Annotated in this window: 23 protein-coding genes; 8 read left to right on the top strand and 15 right to left on the bottom strand. The window is 71.0% G+C overall.

Annotation, left to right across the window (positions count from 1 at the left end):
- Positions 1-4: 4 nt before the first annotated feature.
- From OHS18_RS12925 to OHS18_RS12905, 5 genes are all read right to left on the bottom strand, one after another.
- Positions 5-151 carry a hypothetical protein gene (locus tag OHS18_RS12925; RefSeq protein WP_328617149.1) on the bottom strand — a complete coding sequence of 49 codons (147 nt, stop codon included), beginning with the start codon at positions 149-151 and terminating at the stop codon, positions 5-7.
- Positions 148-825, bottom strand: coding sequence for an ABC transporter ATP-binding protein (locus OHS18_RS12920; RefSeq protein WP_328617148.1), 678 nt, complete (start codon positions 823-825; stop codon positions 148-150). Before OHS18_RS12920 ends, OHS18_RS12925 begins: the two co-directional genes overlap by 4 nt.
- Positions 825-1,103 (bottom strand): hypothetical protein, encoded by a 279-nt coding sequence (locus OHS18_RS12915; RefSeq protein ID WP_328617147.1) that lies wholly within the window; start codon positions 1,101-1,103, stop codon positions 825-827. Before OHS18_RS12915 ends, OHS18_RS12920 begins: the two co-directional genes overlap by 1 nt.
- On the bottom strand, positions 1,100-1,258 hold the full coding sequence (locus OHS18_RS12910; RefSeq protein WP_328617146.1) for a hypothetical protein: 159 nt from the start codon (positions 1,256-1,258) through the stop codon (positions 1,100-1,102). Before OHS18_RS12910 ends, OHS18_RS12915 begins: the two co-directional genes overlap by 4 nt.
- A gap of 205 nt (positions 1,259-1,463) precedes the next feature.
- The gene (locus OHS18_RS12905) at positions 1,464-2,144 is read right to left on the bottom strand and encodes a phosphatase PAP2 family protein (RefSeq protein ID WP_328617145.1); all 681 of its coding nucleotides are present in this window, start codon (positions 2,142-2,144) and stop codon (positions 1,464-1,466) included.
- Between the two features lie 69 nt (positions 2,145-2,213).
- Between OHS18_RS12905 and OHS18_RS12900 the strand changes: the two genes are divergently transcribed.
- The gene (locus OHS18_RS12900; protein ID WP_328617144.1) at positions 2,214-2,483 is read left to right on the top strand and encodes a hypothetical protein; all 270 of its coding nucleotides are present in this window, start codon (positions 2,214-2,216) and stop codon (positions 2,481-2,483) included.
- Here the strand turns inward: OHS18_RS12900 and OHS18_RS12895 are convergent.
- Genes OHS18_RS12895 through OHS18_RS12875 form a run of 5 tightly spaced genes read right to left on the bottom strand, consistent with a single transcriptional unit; the run spans position 2,453 to position 7,009 of the window.
- Positions 2,453-3,124 (bottom strand): response regulator transcription factor, encoded by a 672-nt coding sequence (locus OHS18_RS12895; RefSeq protein WP_328617143.1) that lies wholly within the window; start codon positions 3,122-3,124, stop codon positions 2,453-2,455. The genes OHS18_RS12900 and OHS18_RS12895 overlap by 31 nt on opposite strands.
- Positions 3,121-4,359, bottom strand: coding sequence for a sensor histidine kinase (locus OHS18_RS12890; RefSeq protein ID WP_328617142.1), 1,239 nt, complete (start codon positions 4,357-4,359; stop codon positions 3,121-3,123). The genes OHS18_RS12895 and OHS18_RS12890 overlap by 4 nt, the downstream gene beginning before the upstream one ends.
- 18 nt (positions 4,360-4,377) lie before the next feature.
- Complete coding sequence (locus OHS18_RS12885) at positions 4,378-5,217, bottom strand: ABC transporter permease subunit (protein ID WP_328617141.1); 840 nt, start codon at positions 5,215-5,217, stop codon at positions 4,378-4,380.
- Positions 5,214-6,143 carry an ABC transporter ATP-binding protein gene (locus tag OHS18_RS12880; protein ID WP_328617140.1) on the bottom strand — a complete coding sequence of 310 codons (930 nt, stop codon included), beginning with the start codon at positions 6,141-6,143 and terminating at the stop codon, positions 5,214-5,216. Before OHS18_RS12880 ends, OHS18_RS12885 begins: the two co-directional genes overlap by 4 nt.
- 38 nt (positions 6,144-6,181) lie before the next feature.
- Positions 6,182-7,009 carry an ABC transporter permease gene (locus OHS18_RS12875; RefSeq protein WP_328617139.1) on the bottom strand — a complete coding sequence of 276 codons (828 nt, stop codon included), beginning with the start codon at positions 7,007-7,009 and terminating at the stop codon, positions 6,182-6,184.
- 286 nt (positions 7,010-7,295) lie between these two features.
- Here OHS18_RS12875 and OHS18_RS12870 point away from each other — a divergent pair, with 286 nt between their 5' ends.
- Positions 7,296-8,921 carry an alkaline phosphatase family protein gene (locus tag OHS18_RS12870; protein ID WP_328617138.1) on the top strand — a complete coding sequence of 542 codons (1,626 nt, stop codon included), beginning with the start codon at positions 7,296-7,298 and terminating at the stop codon, positions 8,919-8,921.
- 42 nt (positions 8,922-8,963) lie between these two features.
- On the opposite strand, the gene OHS18_RS12865 is transcribed toward OHS18_RS12870, so the two are convergent.
- From OHS18_RS12865 to efeU, 3 genes are all read right to left on the bottom strand, one after another.
- A complete protein-coding gene (locus OHS18_RS12865) occupies positions 8,964-10,511 on the bottom strand; it encodes a hypothetical protein (protein ID WP_328617137.1) in 1,548 nt (515 codons plus the stop codon).
- Between the two features lie 192 nt (positions 10,512-10,703).
- Positions 10,704-11,843 (bottom strand): iron uptake system protein EfeO, encoded by a 1,140-nt coding sequence (gene efeO / locus OHS18_RS12860; RefSeq protein WP_442875372.1) that lies wholly within the window; start codon positions 11,841-11,843, stop codon positions 10,704-10,706.
- Positions 11,840-12,685 (bottom strand): iron uptake transporter permease EfeU, encoded by an 846-nt coding sequence (efeU, locus tag OHS18_RS12855; RefSeq protein ID WP_328617136.1) that lies wholly within the window; start codon positions 12,683-12,685, stop codon positions 11,840-11,842. Before efeU ends, efeO begins: the two co-directional genes overlap by 4 nt.
- A gap of 242 nt (positions 12,686-12,927) precedes the next feature.
- Here efeU and OHS18_RS48535 point away from each other — a divergent pair, with 242 nt between their 5' ends.
- From OHS18_RS48535 to OHS18_RS12840, 3 genes are all read left to right on the top strand, one after another.
- Positions 12,928-13,524, top strand: coding sequence for an Rv1733c family protein (locus OHS18_RS48535; RefSeq protein WP_442875371.1), 597 nt, complete (start codon positions 12,928-12,930; stop codon positions 13,522-13,524).
- 104 nt (positions 13,525-13,628) lie between these two features.
- On the top strand, positions 13,629-14,258 hold the full coding sequence (locus tag OHS18_RS12845; protein WP_328617134.1) for a DedA family protein: 630 nt from the start codon (positions 13,629-13,631) through the stop codon (positions 14,256-14,258).
- 452 nt (positions 14,259-14,710) lie between these two features.
- Positions 14,711-15,493: a phosphodiester glycosidase family protein gene (locus OHS18_RS12840; protein ID WP_328617133.1), complete on the top strand. Its 783-nt coding sequence runs from the start codon at positions 14,711-14,713 to the stop codon at positions 15,491-15,493.
- On the opposite strand, the gene OHS18_RS12835 is transcribed toward OHS18_RS12840, so the two are convergent.
- On the bottom strand, positions 15,444-16,739 hold the full coding sequence (locus OHS18_RS12835; RefSeq protein ID WP_328617132.1) for a HAMP domain-containing sensor histidine kinase: 1,296 nt from the start codon (positions 16,737-16,739) through the stop codon (positions 15,444-15,446). The two genes, OHS18_RS12840 and OHS18_RS12835, sit on opposite strands and share 50 nt — an antisense overlap.
- A 138-nt stretch (positions 16,740-16,877) precedes the next feature.
- Here OHS18_RS12835 and OHS18_RS12830 point away from each other — a divergent pair, with 138 nt between their 5' ends.
- From OHS18_RS12830 to OHS18_RS12820, 3 genes are all read left to right on the top strand, one after another.
- The gene (locus OHS18_RS12830) at positions 16,878-17,579 is read left to right on the top strand and encodes a response regulator transcription factor (protein WP_328617131.1); all 702 of its coding nucleotides are present in this window, start codon (positions 16,878-16,880) and stop codon (positions 17,577-17,579) included.
- A 99-nt stretch (positions 17,580-17,678) separates the two neighbouring features.
- Positions 17,679-18,128 carry a DUF1707 SHOCT-like domain-containing protein gene (locus tag OHS18_RS12825; protein WP_328617130.1) on the top strand — a complete coding sequence of 150 codons (450 nt, stop codon included), beginning with the start codon at positions 17,679-17,681 and terminating at the stop codon, positions 18,126-18,128.
- Positions 18,129-18,252: 124 nt separating this feature from the next.
- Complete coding sequence (locus OHS18_RS12820) at positions 18,253-19,083, top strand: undecaprenyl-diphosphate phosphatase (RefSeq protein ID WP_328618516.1); 831 nt, start codon at positions 18,253-18,255, stop codon at positions 19,081-19,083.
- A 5-nt stretch (positions 19,084-19,088) separates the two neighbouring features.
- Here the strand turns inward: OHS18_RS12820 and OHS18_RS12815 are convergent, their stop codons facing one another.
- Positions 19,089-20,297, bottom strand: a complete 1,209-nt coding sequence (locus tag OHS18_RS12815; protein ID WP_328617129.1) for an alpha/beta hydrolase — start codon at positions 20,295-20,297, stop codon at positions 19,089-19,091.
- Between the last annotated feature and the right edge of the window lie 2 nt (positions 20,298-20,299).

Genomic DNA, 20,299 nt, shown 5'->3' with positions numbered 1-20,299 from the left:
TCGACTACCCCGAGCCGGACGGCCCGGCGACGGCGATCCGCGATCCACTGTGGACACTGCAGCTGGAACCGTGCACGGCGACGACTGCGGCGTCCCCGGTGCCGAACGTGCGGGCCACGTCGGCACAGACGACGAGCGCTTCGGCCGTCACGGCGCCACCGCGCCGTCCTGGATCGTGACGACCCGGTCGGCGATTGCCACGACTTCGGCGCTGTGGGTGACGATCAGCAGGCCCGCACCCTGGTCGGCGTGGTCGCGGAGCAATTCGAGAACCTGTTCCTCGGTGTACCCGTCGAGTTCCCCGGTCGGCTCGTCGGCGAGCAGCACGTCGGGGTTGTTGGCCAGCGCGACGGCGAGACCGGCCCGGGCGAGTTCGCCGCCGGAGAGCTGCGCGGGCGTCGCCCGTCCGCGGTCGCCGAGCCCGACCCGGTCCAGCAGTTCGTCCACCGAGGGGCGGAAACCGCTGTGGCGCCACGCCCGCCGGGCCAGCCGGATGTTTCCGCGCACGTCGAGGTGGGGCAGCAGGTTGCGGGACTGCAGCAGCACCCCGATCCGGTGCGCGCGGATCTTGGCGCGGACCGCCTCGGGGCGGTGGCTGATCCGTTCGCCGGCGACTTCGACACTGCCGCCCGCCGGCTCGTCCAGTCCGGCCAGGCAGGCCAGCAGCGTCGACTTTCCCGAGCCCGACGGTCCGACGACCGCGACGGTCTCGCCGCGGGCGACGGTGAGTGAAGCTCCGCGCAGGGCCAGCGTTTCGTCGTCGCCAGTGCGGAAGAAGCGGTAGAGCTCGCGGGCGTTCAGCGCCGGGGTGGCCCAGCCGGACATCACGACCAGCTCAGGGAGTCGGTGACGGTACGCCAGGGGTCGACGTTGTCGGCGTTGGTCGGACCCGAGAGCGTCAGGTCGACGTGGATCCCGGCTTGGAAGAAGCTGTAGTGCTCGAACGCGTCGCGGACGACCGTCCCGGTGACGGGGTTCGGCGCCGAGTCACCCTGGTAGGTCAGGAGAGTCGCCTGGCCGGCGGCGCGGGAGACCGTCGAGACCTTGCCCATCGCGAAGTTCGGGGCCGTGGCCTTCAGCGCAGGGACGTCCGTCGCGGTCACCGACGCCGTCGTCGGCGCGGCCGCACCGCGCGCGACGACGTCACCTGGACCTGGTTCAGCTTGTCGGTGAAGGTCGTCGTCGCGCCCGCGGCCGAGGAGGCCCAGCCCTCCGGGATCTTGACGCTGAAGCCGCCGCCGGGCGGGGTGAAGGGCACGTAGGCCTGGTTGTCGGGGATGTCACCGGCGGGGTTGACCTCCGTCGCCGTGGTGCCACTGGCCGGTTCACTCCCCGAGGTTGTCCCCGATGCCGGATTTGGTGTGGGGGCCGGGGTTCTGGCGCAGGCGGTGAGCACCGACGCCGCGACCGCCGCGATGGCGATGCGGGGTTGTGGTGGTTGGAGTCATGACGACCTTTCTGCATCAGGGGCTCTTCTCGCGCTCTTCGAGCCGCTGCAACACGAGTGAGCCGGACAGCCAGGCCGTCACGAACGCCAAGCTGCCGAAGACATCGGTGGGCCAGTGCACACCGAGGTAGACGCGGGTCCAGGCGATCAGCAGGGCATACGCGGCGGCGATCGGCCACACCACCCGTGCCGTGACGCGGCCGGTGAACCGGCGTACGACGAGCCAGGCGATCAGGCCCGCGGCGAGGGCGCCGTCGGAAGTGTGGCCGGACGGGAAGGACAGGCCGCCGGCCTGGACGACCCAATCCGCGGTGGGCGGACGTGGCCGGGCGATCAGCTCGGAAATCCCGAAACGGCACAGCACAGCGGACAGCATCACGGCGATGACGAGTCCGGCGCGGACGAGCCGGGCACGGAGGTTTCCCCTGGTGAGCACGGCAGCGACGATGAACACCAGAGGCGCGGCGAACGCCGAGGACGCCGTCGACGTGATCACCGCAGCTACGGAGGCGAGCGCCGCGGACCGGTGCGCGACCAGCCACGTGTGGACGTCGAGGTCGAACCCCCTGGCCCAGGGCAGCGCATCACTCGCCGACACGAGCAGGGCCACGAACACCAGCGCCGCGAGCGCCGCCGTCAAGACCGGCAGCCGCACGCCGAGGACGGTGTCTCGCTCGGTCGACGACGGGATGGCCACGACGCCAAGCTAGGGCGACAGCGGTCAGCGACCGGTTCGCGACGGGCTAAGCCGCGTTAACCTCGCAGGATGAGGATGCTGCGGACCGTCGCGCTGGTGGTGTGGCCGATCAGCTGGTACCTCGTGTGGAAGGAGATCTTCCACTGGCGACACATGACGAAAACCCTGCGGTTCCGGGCGCCCGACCCTCCGCCCGGGATGACCGTGACCCCGAAGCCGGGCGTTCCCGTGCGTTGTCTCCGCGCGGTCGCCGTGGTGTCGCCGGTCGTGTGCGTCCTCGGGTTCACGGCCGACGCGTGGCGCCGCGGTCACGCCGGCCGCACCAGGCCGACGTCATAGGCCAGCACCACAGCCTGGACGCGGTCGCGGAGTTCGAGCTTGTTGAGGATGCGCCCGACATGGGTCTTCACCGTCGCCTCCGACAGGACCAGTTCGTCGGCGATCTCGGCGTTGGAACGCCCGCGGGCGAGCTTGCGAAGGACTTCGAGTTCGCGTTCGGTGAGCCGTTCGAGACCGTGTCCGGTGAGCGGGGCGTCCCCGGCCGGGCCGCGGTCGGGGAGCCGGGCGGCCATGGCGTCCAGCAGCCGCCGGGTCACGCTCGGCGCGACCACCGCGTCGCCGCCGGCCACCGCCCTGATCGAGGAGATCAGGTCCTCGGGCGGGACGTTCTTCAGCAGGAACCCGCTGGCGCCCGCCTTGAGGCCCGGAAAGGCGTACTCGTCGACGTCGAAAGTGGTCAGGATCAGCACCCGGGACCGGCCGTGCGCGCGGACGATCTCGCGGGTCGCTTCGATCCCGTCCATCCCGGGCATGCGCACGTCCATCACGACGACGTCGGGGTCGAGCTCGGCCGTGCGGCTGATCGCGGCCGCGCCGTCGGCGGCCTCGCCGACGACGGTGAAGTCCGGCTGCGACTCCAGGACCAGCCGGAAACCCAGGCGCAGCAAGGGTTCATCGTCCACGAGCAGGATGCTGATCACGCGCCGGCCGCCGATCCGGCGTACCCGGGTTCGAGCCGGGCCGTGACCCGCCAGCCGCCGCCGGGCCGCGGGCCGGCGGTGACCTCGCCGCCGAAGACGCCGACGCGTTCGCGCATGCCGCTGAGCCCGTGCCCGGCCACCGGGCCGGCGGTGCCACGACGACCGGCGCCGTCGTCGTCGATCTCGAGGGTGATCGTCGGGTCGGTGTAGCTCAGGCGGATGTGCGCGGCCGACGGCCGAATGGCGTGTTTGAGCACGTTGGTGAGCGCTTCCTGGGCGACGCGGTAGAGCGCGAGCCCGGCGGTGGGGGAGAGGGTGAACCGCTCGCCGGTGATCGTCCAGGAGGTGGGGAGACCGGTGGTGCGCACCTGGGTGACGAGCTCGTCGATCTGGGCAACGCCGGGCTGCGGCGCGCGGGGGCTGTCGCCGCCGGTGCTGCGCATCACGCCCAGCAGCCGGTGCATCTCGTCGAGGGCCTGCCGCCCGGTCGAGGAGACGTGCAGCGACGCGGTTTCCGCGGCGGCCGCGTCCGTTCGGGCGGCGTAGGCGGCGCCGTCGGCCAGGGCGATCATCACCGAGAGGTTGTGCGCGACGATGTCGTGCATCTCCCGGGCGATGGTCGCCCGTTCGCGCGCCGCCGCGATCTGCGACTGCTGGTCGCGCTCGCGTTCGGCCCGCAGCGCCCGGTCCCGCAGCGACACCAGGTACACCCGCCGCATCCGCACGTTCACCCCGAGCACGAACGCGGCAGTGACCACCGCGGAGGCGAACACGAACCGGGCGGCGGACTCGGCGAGCTCGTCGCCGCGGAACACCACGATCGCGATCAGCACGCCGAGGACCGCCAGCGCCGTCAGCGCCCGCCGCCGCCCGGAATACGCCCCGACGGTGTAGACGGCGACGAGCACCGCGATGGAGGTCGGCGGGAACGGCGGCCCGAACAGCCCCTGGACCAGCGCGAACACACACGCCGCGGTGACCGCCCCCAGCGGGAAACGACGGCGGAACGCCAGCGTCGCCACCAGCAGCGCACCGGCCCCGAACAGCAACGGACGGGCTGCCGGCGCCACCCCGCGGTGCTCTACGAGCAGCGCCAACGGCAGCAGCGCGCACGCGAGCAGCACGTCTGTGGCGGTGGGGTGACGGCGGGCCCACGTGCGCAGCCGCTCGGCCCCGGGCCACCCGCTGACCAGGCCGTGCTCGGAAACCGGCCACGCCGAACCCGCGTCACTCACCCTGCCGCTCTCCACCGCTCAGGCGTCGCGGCGCTCGAGCAGGACGACCGCGGCCACGAGCGCGATGGCGACGTAGGCGCAGAACACGGCGAACCCGGTCCACGGTGCGAGCATGGCCGCGTCCGGGCGCACCGTGATCAAGGCCTGCCCCGCGTTGCTCGGCAGGTACGGCACGACGTGCGGGGCCCAGCTGTCCGGCAGCGCGTCGGCGATCCCCGGCAGCACCAGCAGCAGACCGAACAAGGTGGCGATCGCGCCGGCAGTGTGCCGGATCAGCCACCCGAGCGCGACGCCGAGCATGCCCACCACGGTGAGGTAGAGGCCCACGCCGAACACCGCCCGGAACACGCCAGGCGCGGACAGCGTCGTTTCGATGTGCTGGGAGCTGAGGAACGCCTGCCCGCCGAGGAACGCGGCGAACGAGCTGACGGTGCCGACGACGAACGACACGACGGCGAAGATGACGAGCTTCGCCCACAGCACCGGCGTCCTCGTCGGCACGGCGGAGAAGGTTGCGCGGATCATCCCGGTGCCGTATTCGCCGGAGACGACGAGCACACCCAGCACACCGATCACCAGCTGCGCCAGGACGTAGCCGCGGATGCTGACGTCGGTCGGGTCGAAGTGCGCCTTGGCCTGGGGACGCATGACCGGCCAGCGGCTCGCGTCGGCGGCCGAGAAGATCCAGCCGAGTGCGATCATCCCGACCACGGTCACGGCGACCGCAAGCGGCGACGAGCGGACTGTGCGGAACTTCAGCCACTCCGAGCGGAGCACCCGCACCGGGGTGACCTTGAGGTCGTCCGGCAGCGACGCGTGGGGCGACGGCGTGGCGGCGGGGGCGGTGGTGGTCGTCATGACGCGGACCTTTCCTGGGCCGCCGGGGTGACCCGGTATTCGAGGGCGTCGTCGGTGAGTTCCATGAACGCCTCTTCCAGGGAGGCCTGGACGGGTGTGAGCTCTTCGAGCGGGATGGCCTCGCGGCAGGCGACGCGACCGATCTCGGCGCCGTCGAGTCCGCTGACTTCGAGCAGTTCGGGGGCCAGGCTGGTGACGCCGACGTCGGGCCCGGTGAGCAGGTCCCGCAGCCGGGTGGCTTCCGGGGTGCGCACCCGCACGACCCGGCTCGAGGCGCGCCGGATGAACTCTTCGACCGAAGTGTCGGCGATGAGCTTGCCCTTGCCGATCACGATCAGGTGCTCGGCGGTCAGGGCCATTTCGCTCATCAGGTGCGAGGAGACGAAGACGGTGCGACCCTCGGCGGCGAGGCCGCGCAGCAGGGTGCGGATCCAAAGGATGCCCTGCGGGTCGAGCCCGTTGACCGGTTCGTCGAGCACCAGGGTCGCGGGATCACCGAGCAGCGCGGCGGCGACGCCGAGGCGCTGGCCCATGCCGAGGGAGAACCCGCCGACGCGCTTGCGGGCGACCTCGTGCAACCCGACGAGGTCGATCACCTCGTCGACCCGCCGGCGCGGGATGCCGGTGCTCAGCGCGAGAGCGAGCAGGTGGTTGTAGGCGGACCGTCCGGTGTGGACGGCCTTGGCCTCCAAGAGCGCGCCGACTTCGTGCAGCGGCGCGGCGTGTTGACGGTAGGGCTTGCCGTTGACCGTGACCGAGCCGGAGGTGGGCGCGTCCAGGCCCATGATCATCCGGATGGTGGTGGACTTCCCGGCGCCGTTGGGACCGAGGAACCCGGTCACCACGCCGGGTTTCACCGTGAACGTGAGGTCGTCCACGGCCTTCTTGTCACCGTAGCGTTTGGACACGGCACGTGCTTCGATCATGGGCGTTCTCGTCCTCTCGGGCGTGGCGTGGGCGGAGCCTAGGACCGGGCCCGGCGGCGGAGCGACAGCCTGGCGGGCGATCCGCGCGGGCCCGGGGTGCGACTTCCGGCGTAGCGCGTACGCCGGAAGGCGTACGCCCGGTCGGTGAGTTTCCCGGCGGCGACGAGCTGCACGGTCACCAGGATCGACACGGCCTCCGCGGCCAGCAGCCCGATCAGGACGAGCACCTGCGTCGTGCCCGCCTGGAGCGGGCCCGCACCGCCCAGCAGCACCCCGACGTACGCGCCGGGCAGGGTCACCAGGCCGACCGTGCGGGTCTGGTCGAGCGCCGGGATCAGGGCGTGGCCGGCGCTCGGGCGGCAGATCTCCAGCGCGGCCGGGCGGGGCATGAACCCGAGGGCGAGTGCGGCTTCGTACTCGCCGTGGCGGGCTTCGAGTTCGTCCAGCGCCCGCCGCGCGGCCTGCGACGTCGCCGTCATCGCGCCGCCGATCACGATGCCGGCGATCGGCACGACCGCGATCGGGCGCAGCGGGACGACGCCGGCGCCGAGGACCAGCGCCAGCACCGGTGCGACACCGGCGGCGATCGCGAGGGCCGTCCACGGCAGGTTGGCCCAGCCGCCGGCGCGGCGCGCGGACGTCGCCGCGGCGATGCCGAACATGAGCAGCACGAACAGGCCGGTCAGCGGGTTCGAGCGCAGGATCGCGGTGATCACCAGTGACACGAGGGCCAGCTGCGCGACCGCGCGGACGGCGGCGATCAGCACCGCCCGCCCCTGGCCCAGCTCACCCCAGCGGACGATGGCGGCCCCGGCCGTGGTGAGCAGGACCAGCACCGCCACCAGGGCAGGCCCGAAGGTGATCACAGTGCTGTTCCCACCCCAATTCCGGCTCTGCGGTCGCTACTGGAAATTCTACACGCACGTAGTTTAAGCTGGCGGCGAACTCGTGGACCCGATGGTCGGCGCGACCGGGAATGTCCGAAATGGATAGATGCTGCCGCGGCGGGCCGTCGTGCGCCCAAATCTGTCTACAGTGGACAGACGCTGCCGCTGTGTTCACCGGCTGTTCGTGCCGTGGTCTCTTCGCGGCAGGTTCGGTGGCGTGGGATTGTGGAGACGCCCTGCCCGGGGCGCGTCGAGGAGGAAACCCTTGTCCCCGAACCGGATCCGCATCCCGGCCGCGCTCGCCGCGCTGGGCTTGCTCACCGCCGTGCCCGTCGCGTCGGCGTCGGACGGCCCCGCCGGCCCCCGCCACGTCCTGCTCGTCTCCGTCGACGGCCTGCACCAGGCCGACCTGACCGCGTACGCCGCCCGGCACCCGCGCTCGGCGCTGGCGGGCCTGCTGGCCCGCGGGACGTCGTACACCGGCGCGCGCACGCCGGTGCCGTCCGACTCGTTCCCCGGCCTGATCGGCCAGCTCACGGGCGGCGACCCGGCCACCACCGGCATCTACTACGACGCCACCTACAACCACGCGTTGCTTCCCGCGGGCACGACCTCGTGTGCCGGGGTGAAACCGGGGGCGCAGATCGACCTCACCGAAAACCTCGACCGCGACCAGACCCGGCTTGACGCCGGACAGGGCCTGTCCGGCCTGCCCGCGTCCGTGCTGGGCATGACCGGCACCCCGCAGACCCTGCTGAACCAGAGTGGCCTGCCGGTCGACCCGCGCACCTGCCGCCCGGTGCCGCCGCACCAGTACCTGCAGGTCAACACCGTGTTCGAGGTGGCCCGCCAGGCTGGGTTGCGGACGGCCTGGTCGGACAAGCATCCGGCCTACGAGATCCTGAACGGCCCGTCGGGCACCGGCGTGCAGGACCTGTTCACCCCGGAGATCAACAGCGCGGCCGGAACCGGCGACTGGACCACCGACAACGCCGCCACCCAGCAGTACGACGGCTACAAGGCCCAGGCCGTGCTGAACGAGATCGACGGATACGACCACAGCGGCACCCACCGCACCGGTACTCCCGCCGTCTTCGGTCTCAACTTCCAGTCCGTGTCCACCGCGCAGAAGCTGCCGACGTCCGGCGGACAGCCCGGTGGCTACCTGCCCGGCGGCACGGTGGCCGGACCGGTGCTGACCTCGGCGCTGGACTTCGTCGACGGCCGGATCGGCGCGTTCGCAGTCGAACTGCGCCGGCAGCACCTCGACCGGTCCACGACGATCATCCTGTCCGCCAAGCACGGCCAATCGCCGACCGATCCGGGCATGCTGACCCGTGTCGACGACGCCAAACTGCTCGACGGTCTCAACACGGCCTGGCGGGCCCGCCACCCCGGCGCCGGGGACCTGGTCGTCCACTCGACCGACGACGACGCGATGCTGCTCTGGCTGACCGACCGCTCACCGGCCGCGACGGCCTTCGCGAAGCAGTACCTGCTGGCGCAGAACGGAACCGGCACCGACAGCACCGGCGCGGCAAAGGCGTTCACCCGCTCCGGCCTGCAGACGGTGTACGCGGGTGCCGACGCGGCCCGCTACTTCGGCGTGCGGCCCGGCGACGGCCGGGTGCCGGACCTGTTCGGCGTCACGCAGCACGGCGTTGTCTACACCGGCGGCACGAAGAAGATCGCCGAGCACGGCGGCGTCGCGCCGGACGACCGCGCGGTCCCGCTCGTGGTGAGCGGCCCGGACCGCGACAGCCGCACGATCGCCGCGCCGGTGGCGACAACGCAGATCGCGCCGACGATCCTGCGGCTGCTCGGCCTGGATCCCCGGGCACTGCAGGCGGTCCGCGAAGAAGGCACGCGAGTGCTGCCCGCCCTGGGTTGAGGGACCGCGGGTGTGCGCTGGGGGCGCACACCCGCGGTGAGGTCAGCCGACCCGTTGGATCTTCGCGTTGCGGATGAGCTGTTTGCCGGGTTCGTGGATCTTGGCGAACGCCGAGTTGTTCAGCAGCGCGCAGCTTCCGGACGTCGAGGTCACCGGGACCGTGATGGACTTGGCGTTGTCCAGGTTGGTGACCTTGAGCATGGTGCCGACCGGGAACTGGTTGCTGGATGCCGAGGGCGTGCCGCCTTCACCGGAGAGGGTGACGGTCGAGCCGGGGCACACGACGTTGCTCGCCGCCGAGTCCTGGCTACCGGCCGCCTGGGTGTCCGTGGACTGGGCGCCCTGGGTGTCGGTGGCCTGCGCACCGGTCGCCTGGGAGCCAGTGGCCGCCGTGGCGTCGCAGCCGGCTGCGACGGTCGCCGCCTGATCTGCCGCTGCCTGGTCCGTGGCCTGCTGACCGGCGTTGTCCTCGGCCTTCACCTTGTGCTTCGCCTTCCCGTTCTGTCCGGCGCCCCCGTTCTGGCCGGCCGCCCCGGCCTGGCCGGTGGCCATGCCCTGCTGGGCGGTCGCCGCGTTGGGGTCGGCCTGGGCGACGCAGTCCAGGACGGCCGAGCAGTCCAGGCCGGCTGTCGCGTCCTGGGCGGTCGCCGCGTTCGGATCGGTCGTCGCATTCGGGTCGGCCGCCGCGCTCGGGTCGGCGGTGCCGTTCGGAGCCATCCCGTTCTGGTCGGCCGCCTGGGTCTGGTTCGCCATGCCCTGCTGACCGGCCATGCCGTTCTGGTTGTTCATGCCCTGCTGATCGACTGTGCTGGTGCCGGCCGCCGCGCCGTTCTGATCAGCCATGCCGTTCTGGGCTGCAGCTCCGGCTTGGCCGGTCATCGCGTTCTGCTGCGCCATGCCGTTGGCGTCCGCGGCCGTGGCTTGCTGGGCCACGCACTGCTGGACGACCGTGCAGGCCTGCTTCGCGGCGGCGGCCTGGTCGGCTGCTTGGTTCTGACCCGCCGCGTCCTGTTGCCCGGCCATACCGTTCTGAGCCGCCCCGTTCTGGTCGGCCGCCCCGGCCTGGTTGCTCATGCCCTGCTGGTGGGCCGTACCGCTGCCGGCCGCCGTGCCCTTCTGGTTCGCCATCCCGTTTTTGTGGGCCATGCCGTTCTTGTTTGCGGCGCCGTTCTTGCCGGTCATGTCGTTCTGGGCGGCTCCGTCAGCCTGACCGGCCACCCCGTTTCGGTCGGCGAGCACGGTGCCGTCGGCGGCTCCGGCGACCGCCGCGCAGTCGACCACCGCCTGGCTCGCCGCTACCTTCCCCGGACACCCCGCAGCCTGCCGCTGCTGCTGGATCTGGCCGACCACCGCCTCGCGGTTGGCGATGCGGGCCGCGGACTGGGCGTCCGGCGCCGCCTGCTGGCTCGCGATGAAACTCAGGTTGTTCTGCATCGCCGTGTCGAGTGCGGTGCAGTTCTCGGTCGCCGCGTTGCTCGCCGGACTGCTCAGGGCGATCGCCGTTGCGGTCGCCCCGGCCACTCCCAGCAGGGCGACGAGTCCGATCGTCGCCGGTTTGCGGTGTCGTCCGGACGTACGCAAGTGGGGCATCAGCCCCTCCTCTCAGGTCGCCACCTCACCACGGCACACGGAGGAGAAACCTGAGTGGTTCAGACGGATTTGCGCACGAACGTCTATTGTGGACTCAAGTAGACGGGCACACCGGACGCCGCACGGTCGTGCCGCACCGGTATACCAAACCCCAGGTTATCGGGAGGTTAGCGCGCGTTTCACCAAGCGCGCCTACCTCGCGACGACCTCCGCGACCCTGCTCAGCGGTTCGGACAACGCGTCGACCGCGGAGGCGAATTGCTTGACCTGGTCCGGTGAGAGCTCGGTGTAGAGCTTGTAGGTGTCCCCGGCACGCTGTGCGTCGAGCAGCTTCTGCACGTCGGCGAACCGGCCGTCCAGATCCGACACCAACGGGGGATTGCGCTCGGCCAACACGGGACGCAGGGCCTGGATGGCACCCTTGGAGCCGTCGACGTTGGCCTGGAAGTCCGAGAGATCGGTGTGGGAGAAAGACTCTTCCTCGCCCGTGATCTTTTTGGTGGCCACTTCGTCGAGCAGGCTCTTGGCGCCGTTGGCGAGGTCGAGCGCACTCAACTGGAGCGCTGCCGCCTTCTGGTCGAGTGTCGTAACGTCGGTGACGAGCTGGTCGGCGATCGCGGGGGAGTCCGGCTGCAGGCCGGTGACCCACAGGTCTTTCTCGAGGCGGTGGAAGCCGGTGAACTTCTGGCCGGGCCGCAAGTCGGCTTCGCGGACGTCGATGGCGGGGTCGAGGTCGCCGAACTTGGCCGCGACGGGTTCGATCCGTTCGTAGGAGATCCGGGCGCGGGCGTACTGGGCCTTGGCCGCGGTGACGTCTTTCGCCTTGATCGCATCGGCGAACTTGCGGGTCTCGTCGGCGAACGCGGTCGTCTGGCTGGAGACGTAACCCGCGTAGCCACGGGCGGCGTCGGCCAGCCGGGTGTTGGCGTCGGTGCCCTTGGCCGCGCCGCCGGTGACGGTGAACGTGCCCCGGATGCCCGCGTCGGCCATGCCCGGCTTGCACGCCGTCTGGTAGGTGCCGCCGGCCGCCACTTCCACGATCAGCCGCCGGGTCAGGCCGGGGGCGATGTTCTCCACCTCGCCCATGATCCGGTCGCCTTCGCCGTAGAGGTAGAACTCGGTGACCTTGCTGCCCTGGTTGGCGATCTGGAAGGTCACGTTGCCGGCCGGCGCGGTGTTCGCGGACACCTGGCACGCCGTGTCCGAGGCGGTCACGGTGATCGGCCCACCGGCGGCGTTCGGTCCAGTCGGCTGGGGCTGGACGTCGCACGCGGAGACGAGGGCCACGAGGGCCAGCGCCGCACCGGTCCGCAGGGCTGTCGACAAGGTCACTCCTTCGCTTCGGCCGTGGCCGGGATACTGGGGTTCTTGCTCCGCGCGGGCCGCAGGAACAGGGGCAGGACGATCGCGACGTAGGCCACCCACGCGATCGCCTGCAGCGCAGTCGTCTGCTGGGAATAGTTGAAGATGCCCTTGAGCAGCGTGCCGTACCAGGACGTCTCGGGCAGCACACCGGAGGCGTCGAAGGCCAAAGTGGACAGACCGGGGAGGAAGCCGCCTTCCTGCAGGTCGTGCAGGCCGTAGCCGAGCACGCCGGCGGCGACGAACACCAGGAGGATGCCGGTGATCTTGAAGAACTTCCCGAGGTCGAACCGGAGCGCGCCGCGGTAGAGCAGCCAGGCAAGCGCGACCGAGAGGACGATCCCGATGCTGAAACCCAGCAACGGCAGGGCGGTGTCGCCCTGTGCGGTCTGGACCGAGGCGTAGAAGAAGACCGAGGTCTCCAGGCCTTCCCGTCCGACGGACAGGAACGACACGAGTGCGATGGCGGCCGGACCGAGCTTCAGTGCGTTCTCCATCTTCCCGCGCAGCTCGGCGGAGATGTGCCGGGCGGCGGTACGCATCCAGAAGATCATCGCCGTGACGAAGGCGACGGCCACGATGGACAGGACGCCGCCTACCAGCTCCTGGTGCTCGAACGTCAGGTGCGCGGTGGTGTAGGTGAGGAGCGCGCCCACGGCGATCGAGAGCAGCACGGCGACGGCCACCCCGGGCCACACCCAGCGCAACGCCGAGCGCCGATCGGTCTTGACCAGGAAGGCGACGAGGATGCTCACGACGAGCGCGGCCTCGAGACCTTCCCGCAGTCCGATCAAGAGGCTGGAGAACAACAACGCACGACTCCCTGGCGATCCGGTGGCTGACGGGTCTCGTCAGCATTAGGTAAGGCTCACCTGAAATCCAAGCCGGTGGTCAAGATTTAGCGAAACATTAGGACCGGACAAAGCGGACGCGACGCGCCGACGTCGCTGGTCTCGGCTCGTCGCTGGGTAAGCATCTGCCAACGGTGGGCAAGGGCGCGGTTAACGGCCGTGTCCCGGCTCGGGGCGGTGACGCACGCTGAAGACATGAGGTTGTGTGGGGATCGGGTGGCGTACCGAGACGCCTTCGGCTGGTGAAGCCGATCGTCTCCCGGTCCGGTCGGGCGCCCGACCGGCTGGAGGCGTGGGTCATTGTCGTGCTGGGACTGCTGGCGGCGGCGTCGATCGCGCTCGTCAGTGTGCTCTCTGCTGCCGACTACAGCAGGCTTGCGGCCACGACGGCCACGGAAGCCCACTCGCGCCATCCGGTGAGCGCGACCCTTCGACTTGACATCCCCCTGCCCGGTCGGACGACGGGTGGCGCCGCGGCGGCCGACTTGGCGTCGGTTACGGCGGTCTGGAATGCGCCGGACGGGCAGTCCCGGGGTGGTGTCGTGCAGGTCGCAGCTGGTCCGGTGTTCCCGGAACGCGTCCAGGTGTGGACGGATCAGGCGGGGCGGCAGGTCGCCCCGCCGTTGAGCGGCTCCGAGGTGTTCCTCACCGCCGTGCTCGGCGGTGTGCTGTGGGAATCGGCCGCGCTCGCGGCGCTGGGCGGGGTCTACCTGATCAGCCGTCACCTGCTGGACAAGCACCGGGCGCGGCTGTGGGAGCGCGCCCTGGCGCCCCTGCGAGGTGACGCGACGGCGCCCTGAGCGGGATCGGCCCGTGGCCACTGAAAACTACATAGGTGTAGAAAGGCTATGTAAGTGTCGAAGATGGTGGCCGGCGAGCACGCTGGCGGAAGGCGGTCCGGCCGATGAACCCGTTGAGCGCGACGTCCTGGTTGTCGAGCCTCGGCGCGGCCGGGGTGTTCCTCGTCCTGTTCGCCGAAACCGGCCTGCTGATCGGGTTCTTCCTGCCCGGCGACTCCCTGCTCTTCACCGCGGGCCTGTTCTGCACGACCAGTGCGACGGCCGCTGTGCACCTTTCGCTGCTCCTGGTGCTGATCGCCTCGGTCGCGGGCGCGCTCCTGGGCGCGCAGACCGGATTCCTCATCGGACGGCGCGGCGGTCGCGCTCTGCTGGCCCGGACCCGCAACCAGCACCTGCATCGGGGATTGACCAGGGCCGAAGAACTCTTCGGCCGCTACGGCCACGCCAAGGCCATCGTCCTCGCGCGTTTCATCCCGGTGGTCCGCACCGTCCTGAACCCGCTCGCCGGCATCCTCGCCGTTCCCGCCCGTACTTTCCTGGTGTGGCAGGTCCTCGGCGGCCTGCTCTGGTCGATCGGCGTCACGCTGGCCGGCTACGTCCTCGGGTCCAGCATCCCCGGGATCGACCAGTACCTGCTGCCGATCATCGCGCTCGTCGTGATCGTGTCGCTCATTCCGCTCGGCCTCGAACTCCTCCGGAACCGCAAACAGCGCGACGAGGTCAGCGGCTCTTAGCCATTCCTTAGCACTTCGCTGCACTGGGGCGAACCCGGGCGTCGTTACCGTGAAATATGGGCGACGCAGCGAGCCGAACCGGAACTCCGAATCTTCCTCGTCCGCCGGTGAAACGCCGTAAGAAACGACTGCGGCGGTTGCTCGTCGTGTTCCTGATTTTGATCATCTACCCGGCCGTCACCTACGTTCAGGCGCTCACCGCACCCGGAGCGGCGACCTTCACTGCCCGGAGCGCGGACTGGGCGCGGCAGATGGGCGCCGGCCCGGTCGTGAACGCGCTCGAGAACTGGTACTACACCAGACACCCACCAGCGAACAGCGCGCCGAGCACCGACGCCTTACCCGCTCCGGTACCGGTTCCCGTCGGCACCGACTCGGCGAACGCGCCCGCCCCATTGGCAACCCTCCCCGGCGCTCCGCCTGGGGAAGGGGTGTGGGTTCCCGGGGCCCGGATGACCGGCGGTCAAGCGGCCGACTACACGACGTTCCTTCGCCCGGACCCCGACCACACCAGCGTGGTAGCCGCGATCGTCGCCTTCGACCAGAAGTGGACCGGCACCCACCTGATCGCGGGCACGAAGGAGCCGGGCGGCAGCTGGCCCGAGCAGGCGCAGGTGCCGGACGCGCTCCGTCCGTCGCTGCTCGCCACATTCAACTCCGGGTTCAGGTTCCGCGATACCGACGGCGGGTTCTACGCCGACGGCCAGTTCGGGAAGCCGCTGAAGAACGGGATGGCCTCCCTGGTCGTCGACCGGTCGGGCGTGGCGACCGTCGCGTTGTGGGGCCGCGACGCCCACATGTCTCCGCAGGTCGCCGCGGTGCGCCAGAATCTGGAACTGGTCGTCGACGGCGGCAAGCCGGTCGCCGGGCTGTCGGGCAACCCCGCGGGCCAGTGGGGGAGCGCACGCAACCAGTTCCAGTTCACCTGGCGCTCGGGCATCGGGGTCGACGCACAAGGCCGGCTCGTCTACGTGGCCGGCAACCAGCTCACCCTGACCGCCATGGCGAACGCGCTGACGGCCGTGGGCGTCGTCCGCGGGATGGAGCTGGACATCCACGGCGGGATGGTGAGCTGCAACCTGTTCCGGCCCGACATCGCGGGTTCGGCGCCCCGGACGCTGGTCCCGAGCATGCCCACGGCGCCGGATCGCTACCTGTCCGCCGACCAGCGCGACTTCTTCGCGATCACGGCGCGCTCCGGTGCGCTGCGGGCGCCGGGGGCAGCAACAGGGTGAACGTCGTCGGGGTGGGCCGGCTGAGCCATAGCCTGCCGCCCTCGGCCTCCGCGAGGTCCCGGGCCAGCGCGAGGCCGATCCCGGAGCCACCGGCGCCGCTGTGTCCCCGGGTGAACAGATCCGGCCCCTCGGCCGGGCCGTGTCCTTCGTCGGCGACGTCGATCGCGAACGCGTCGGCGCTGTCGCGGGTCGCGAGCGTCACGGTGCCGCGGCCGTGGACGACGGCGTTGTCGAGCAGGACCCCGATGATCTGCCGCACCGCGGCCTCGGCGGCTCGCGGCCGCCCAGCGGCTTCGGCGGACACGACCAGCCGCCGTCCCTGGGTGGCGAGCAGGTTCCGCCAGCCGGCCACGACGTCGCGCAGCAGCGCGTCCGGCTCGATCACCCCACGGTTCTCTGGCGGCCGGGTGGCGAGGGTGACTAGGTCGTCGATCGTCGTCTCCAGCCGGTCCGTGGTGGCGATCGCGGCCGCCACGGCCGCTTCGAGGTCCTGCCCGGGTGGGTCGAGGGCCGACTCCAGTTGGAGGCGCAGGCCGGCCAGCGGGGTGCGCAGCTGGTGCGAGGCGTCGGCCGCCAGGGCGCGCTGGCGGTTCAGTGCGTCGGCGATCCGGGCTGCCGCCTGGTCCAGGGCGCCGCCCAGCTGGTCGATCTCGCCGATGCCGCTGACCGGGGCGCGGACGCTGAAGTCACCGTCCCCCAGGCGGCCCGCCGCCGCCGACAGGTGCTCGATCGGGCCGGCGACGCGGGCGGCCAGGCGTGCGGCGAGCAGCCAGGTCAGGGCGATCGCGGCGGCCGCCAGGCCGGCCATGGCGAGCCAGGAGAGCGCGATCTTCTGGTAGCCGTCGGTGCGGGGCGTCGACGCGCGCACGATGCCGCTTAGCTGGTCGTCCTGCAGGATCGGCACGGCGACGACGAGTTCCGAGCCGACCTCGCCGGTGGCCACCGCGCCGTCGCGGGCCCGTGACACGACGGGATCGGCCTGCGCCGGGCCGCTGCCCGTCAGGAGGACACCCGCCGGGCTGTAGAGCCCGGTGGTGTCCTCTTCGGACCCCGGAAATTCCGGCAGGCTCCGTTGCGTGAGCACGTCGTCGGCGATCGACAGGGCCGCGGCGTCGGCGGTGCGCTCGAGTTCGGTGCGCTCGTCCTGGGTGAAGTAGCTCGCGACACCGACCGCGAGCGGAATTCCGAAAAGGCTGGTCGCCAGCAGCGCGGCGGCGACGGCGAGCAGAATGATGCGTCTGCGCATGACCGCAGTCTGCCCGGTCGACCCGCCGGCCGCGAAGTTCCGGCGGGCGGAAAGGTTAGCGAATGGTTAGCGTTCACCTCAATGAAGTAAATTCCGTGACCGGAGATCGGCGTCCTGAAATTCCGGTAGCATTTCCCCATGGCCGCGGTTCTGCTCGTAGAAGACGACGAAACGATCGGCAGTCTGCTCGAGTCGGCCCTGCGGATGCACGACTACGACGTGATGTGGTCCCACACCGGGGGTGACGCGCTGCGCCGGATGCGGCTCGACGAGTACCACGTCGTCCTGCTCGATCTGGGGTTGCCGGATCTCGACGGGATCGAGGTGTGCCGGCGCGCGCGGGTGATCACGCCGAACGCGCTGATCATCATGATCACGGCGCGCACGCAGGAGATGGACGTCGTCGTGGGGCTGGAGGTCGGCGCCGACGATTACCTGACGAAGCCGATCCGGTTGCGGGAACTGCTGGCGCGGTTGCACGCGCACCTGCGCCGAGGATATTCGTCCAACGCGATGCCGCTGCGGGTGGGGGAGCTGGTGGTCCAGGTCGCCGCCCGCCGCGTGGTACTGGCGGGCGACGAGGTTTCCCTGCGCCCCAAGGAGTTCGACCTGCTGCTGCGCTTGGCGCAGGAGCCCGGTGCGGCGATCAGCCGGGACACCTTGATGGCGGACGTGTGGGACACGCACTGGCACGGCTCGACGAAGACGCTGGACGTGCACATCGTCGCCCTCCGGCGCAAGCTGGCCGCCGCCGCGGCGGACTCCGGCGCGCTGCCCGTCATCACCACCGTGCGGGGCTATGGCTACCGCTTGGAGCAGCCGGTTCCGCGGGGGACGTGACCGTTCTTGCCGGACGTTAACCTTTCCCTAGCGCGCCGGAAACGTCCGCCCTTATAGCGTGAGGGCAACGAATCCGGACCACCAGTTCGAGGACGTGCGATGGCTGATCCCGTCTCAGCGGGCGAGGGCGCCCCACCCGGGGCGATCCGCTGCTCGGACGGAGAACGCGAACAGACCCGGTCGCGGCTGGCCCAGGCCGCCGGGGACGGGCGCATCACGGTCGAGGAGCTGGACGACCGCCTGGCGCTCGTCGCCGGGGCGCGGTTCCGGCACGAGCTGGACGCGGTCGCCGCCGACCTCCCTCGATCGGAAAGGCCGCCAGGTGTGGCCGCCGGGTGGCTGCCCATCCTGGCCACCGCACGACGGCAGCTGAGCGCGGACGCGACGGCGCTCGTCGGCCGAGGACAGGTGGCCGTGAGCCGGCGACGTCGCTGGGCGGTGTTCGTCGCCGCGGTCGCGGTGGCGCTGATCTTCACGGCGCTCGTCCTGGCAGCGGTGCACGGATTCGGCGACGAAGGGCTCGACCACCACGAACTCGGGCCAGGCTGAGGCCCGGCACTCTGCTTCTCGTGCGATCCTTTGCGGATTGTGCACCAGACCGGGCGGACATCCGGACCGACCCCCCACGACCCGGGTGTCCGCCCTCCTCCTCAGAAAGAACAACTCCTTGAGCGTGATCGACATCGGCCAGTCCGTGATCCTCGGCGTCGTGGAAGGGCTGACCGAATTCCTGCCCGTGTCGTCCACGGGCCACCTGAAGATCGCGGAAGGACTGCTCGGCATTCCGGTCGACGACCAGTCTGTCGTCGGCTTCACGGCGGTGATCCAGGTCGGCGCGATCGCCGCCGTGCTCGTCTACTTCTTCCGCGACATCGCCCGGTTCGCCGGCGCGTGGGGCCGGGGGCTCGTCAACGCCGAGGCCCGCCAGGAACACGACTACAAGTTCTCCTGGTGGGTCATTCTCGCGACCATTCCGATCGTGGTCGCCGGATTGCTGTTCCAGTCGCTGGTCAAGGGCCCTTTGGCCTCACTGTGGGTCGTCGCGGCTTCGCTGATCGGGGGCAGCGTGGTCATGTGGCTCGCGGATCGCTTCGGCACGGGCAGGCGCGCCGAAGCCGACGTCACGCTGCCCGACGCGATGCTCGTGGGCTCGTCGCAGATCCTGGCGCTGCTCTTCCCAGGCTTCTCGCGATCCGGCGCGACGATCTCGACGGGCCTGCTGCGCGGCCTCGACCGGGTCGCCGCGACGCGGTTGTCGTTCTTCCTGTCGATCCCCGCGTTGACCGGCGCCGGGCTGTACGAGCTGAAGGACGCCCTGGGCGGCAGCATCGACGTCGTGCCGCTGGTCGTCGGGACCGTGGTGTCGTTCGCCGTGGCGTACGGGGCCATCGCGTGGCTGCTGAAGTTCGTGGCCGGCCACACCTTCACGGCGTTCGTCGTCTACCGGGTCATCGTCGGAGTCGCGCTGCTGGGCCTGCTGGGCGCCGGCGTGCTCCACAGCTGACCGGCTCAGGAGGCCGTGCGCTGCACCTCGACCTCCGCGTACGGCGAAGGTGCGGCGAGCAGCGCGGCGGGGCGTCCGCTGACGGCGTGGTCGACGAACGCGCCGAGGTAGGCGTTGACGATGGCGAGGGCGAGGTCGCCGTCGATCGAGCCGAGCGCGAGCAGGAATCCGGCCGGTGCGGCGAAGTAGTAGGCGCCGTAGTCGGTGAAGTCGAAGTGCTCGGCCCCGCGGATCCGGTAGCACCAGACGGGACCGGTACCGGCGTTCACCAGCGACCGGGCCGCGTCCCGGTCGGCCTGGTCACCCGGGGCGCTCGGCTCGCAGGTTCCCGTGACGCAGGAGTCCTGGCTGCCGATGAGCAGCAGCGGCTTGGTGAGTCCGGAGTGGACGACGGCGCCGTACTGCGTGCCGTCGAGGTCGGCGGCGCCGGTGCAGTGCGGGTCGGACCGGCAGGCTTCGAGGGCCGCGGCGCCGCCGAAGGAATGTCCGATGTAGACGGTCGCGGCGGTGTCGACGTGACCGGCGAACCGGCCCTGCGCCTGAAGTCCCGCGGTCTGCGCCGCGGCGAAGCGAGCGTCGGCCGCCCAGACGTCGACCAGCCGGTCGCCCGCGACCTGCGCCTGCCCGGCGTGCAGGTCGGCGGTGTCGAACGCCGAGGGGTTGCCCGCTTCGTCGGACGGCACGGCGGTTCCGTCGAGGACGGTCAGGTTCGCGCTGTAGGTCGGGGTGACGCCCGCGACCAGATACCCGTGGGAGGCGAGGTTCTCCGCGATCGCGGTGTACTGCGGCGCGGCGAATCCCAGACCCGGTTCCAGCACGACGACGGGGAACCGGCCGGCCGCGACCGGGACGTCGGCGACCGCGTGGACGTGGACGTCGTCGAAGCCGGTCTCGCTCCACGCCAGTGCGCCGTCGAGATGGAGTCCCGCCCACGCTCCGGGCGCGTACGGAGCGGTTCCGGCCTCGGCCGCCGGAGCGGCGGGGTACCAGAGCCAGACCGACAGCCGCCGTGGTGAACCGGGTTGCGGTGCTAGCGGGTCGAGGCGGGCGTGGTCGGTCCACTCGGTGATGGTGCGGCCGACGGGGTGGGGGCCGGTCGGCGCGGGCAGCGTGACCGGTTGCGCCGCCCGGATCGCGGCGTAACCGACGTAAGCGCCGAGCCCCACGACGATCAGCAGGGCCACGACGAGCAGGATCCGCAGCGTGCGAGCCATGG

Source organism: Amycolatopsis sp. NBC_00355, from assembly GCF_036104975.1.
GTDB lineage: Bacteria > Actinomycetota > Actinomycetes > Mycobacteriales > Pseudonocardiaceae > Amycolatopsis.
This window is presented reverse-complemented; position numbering and strand designations above follow the sequence as displayed.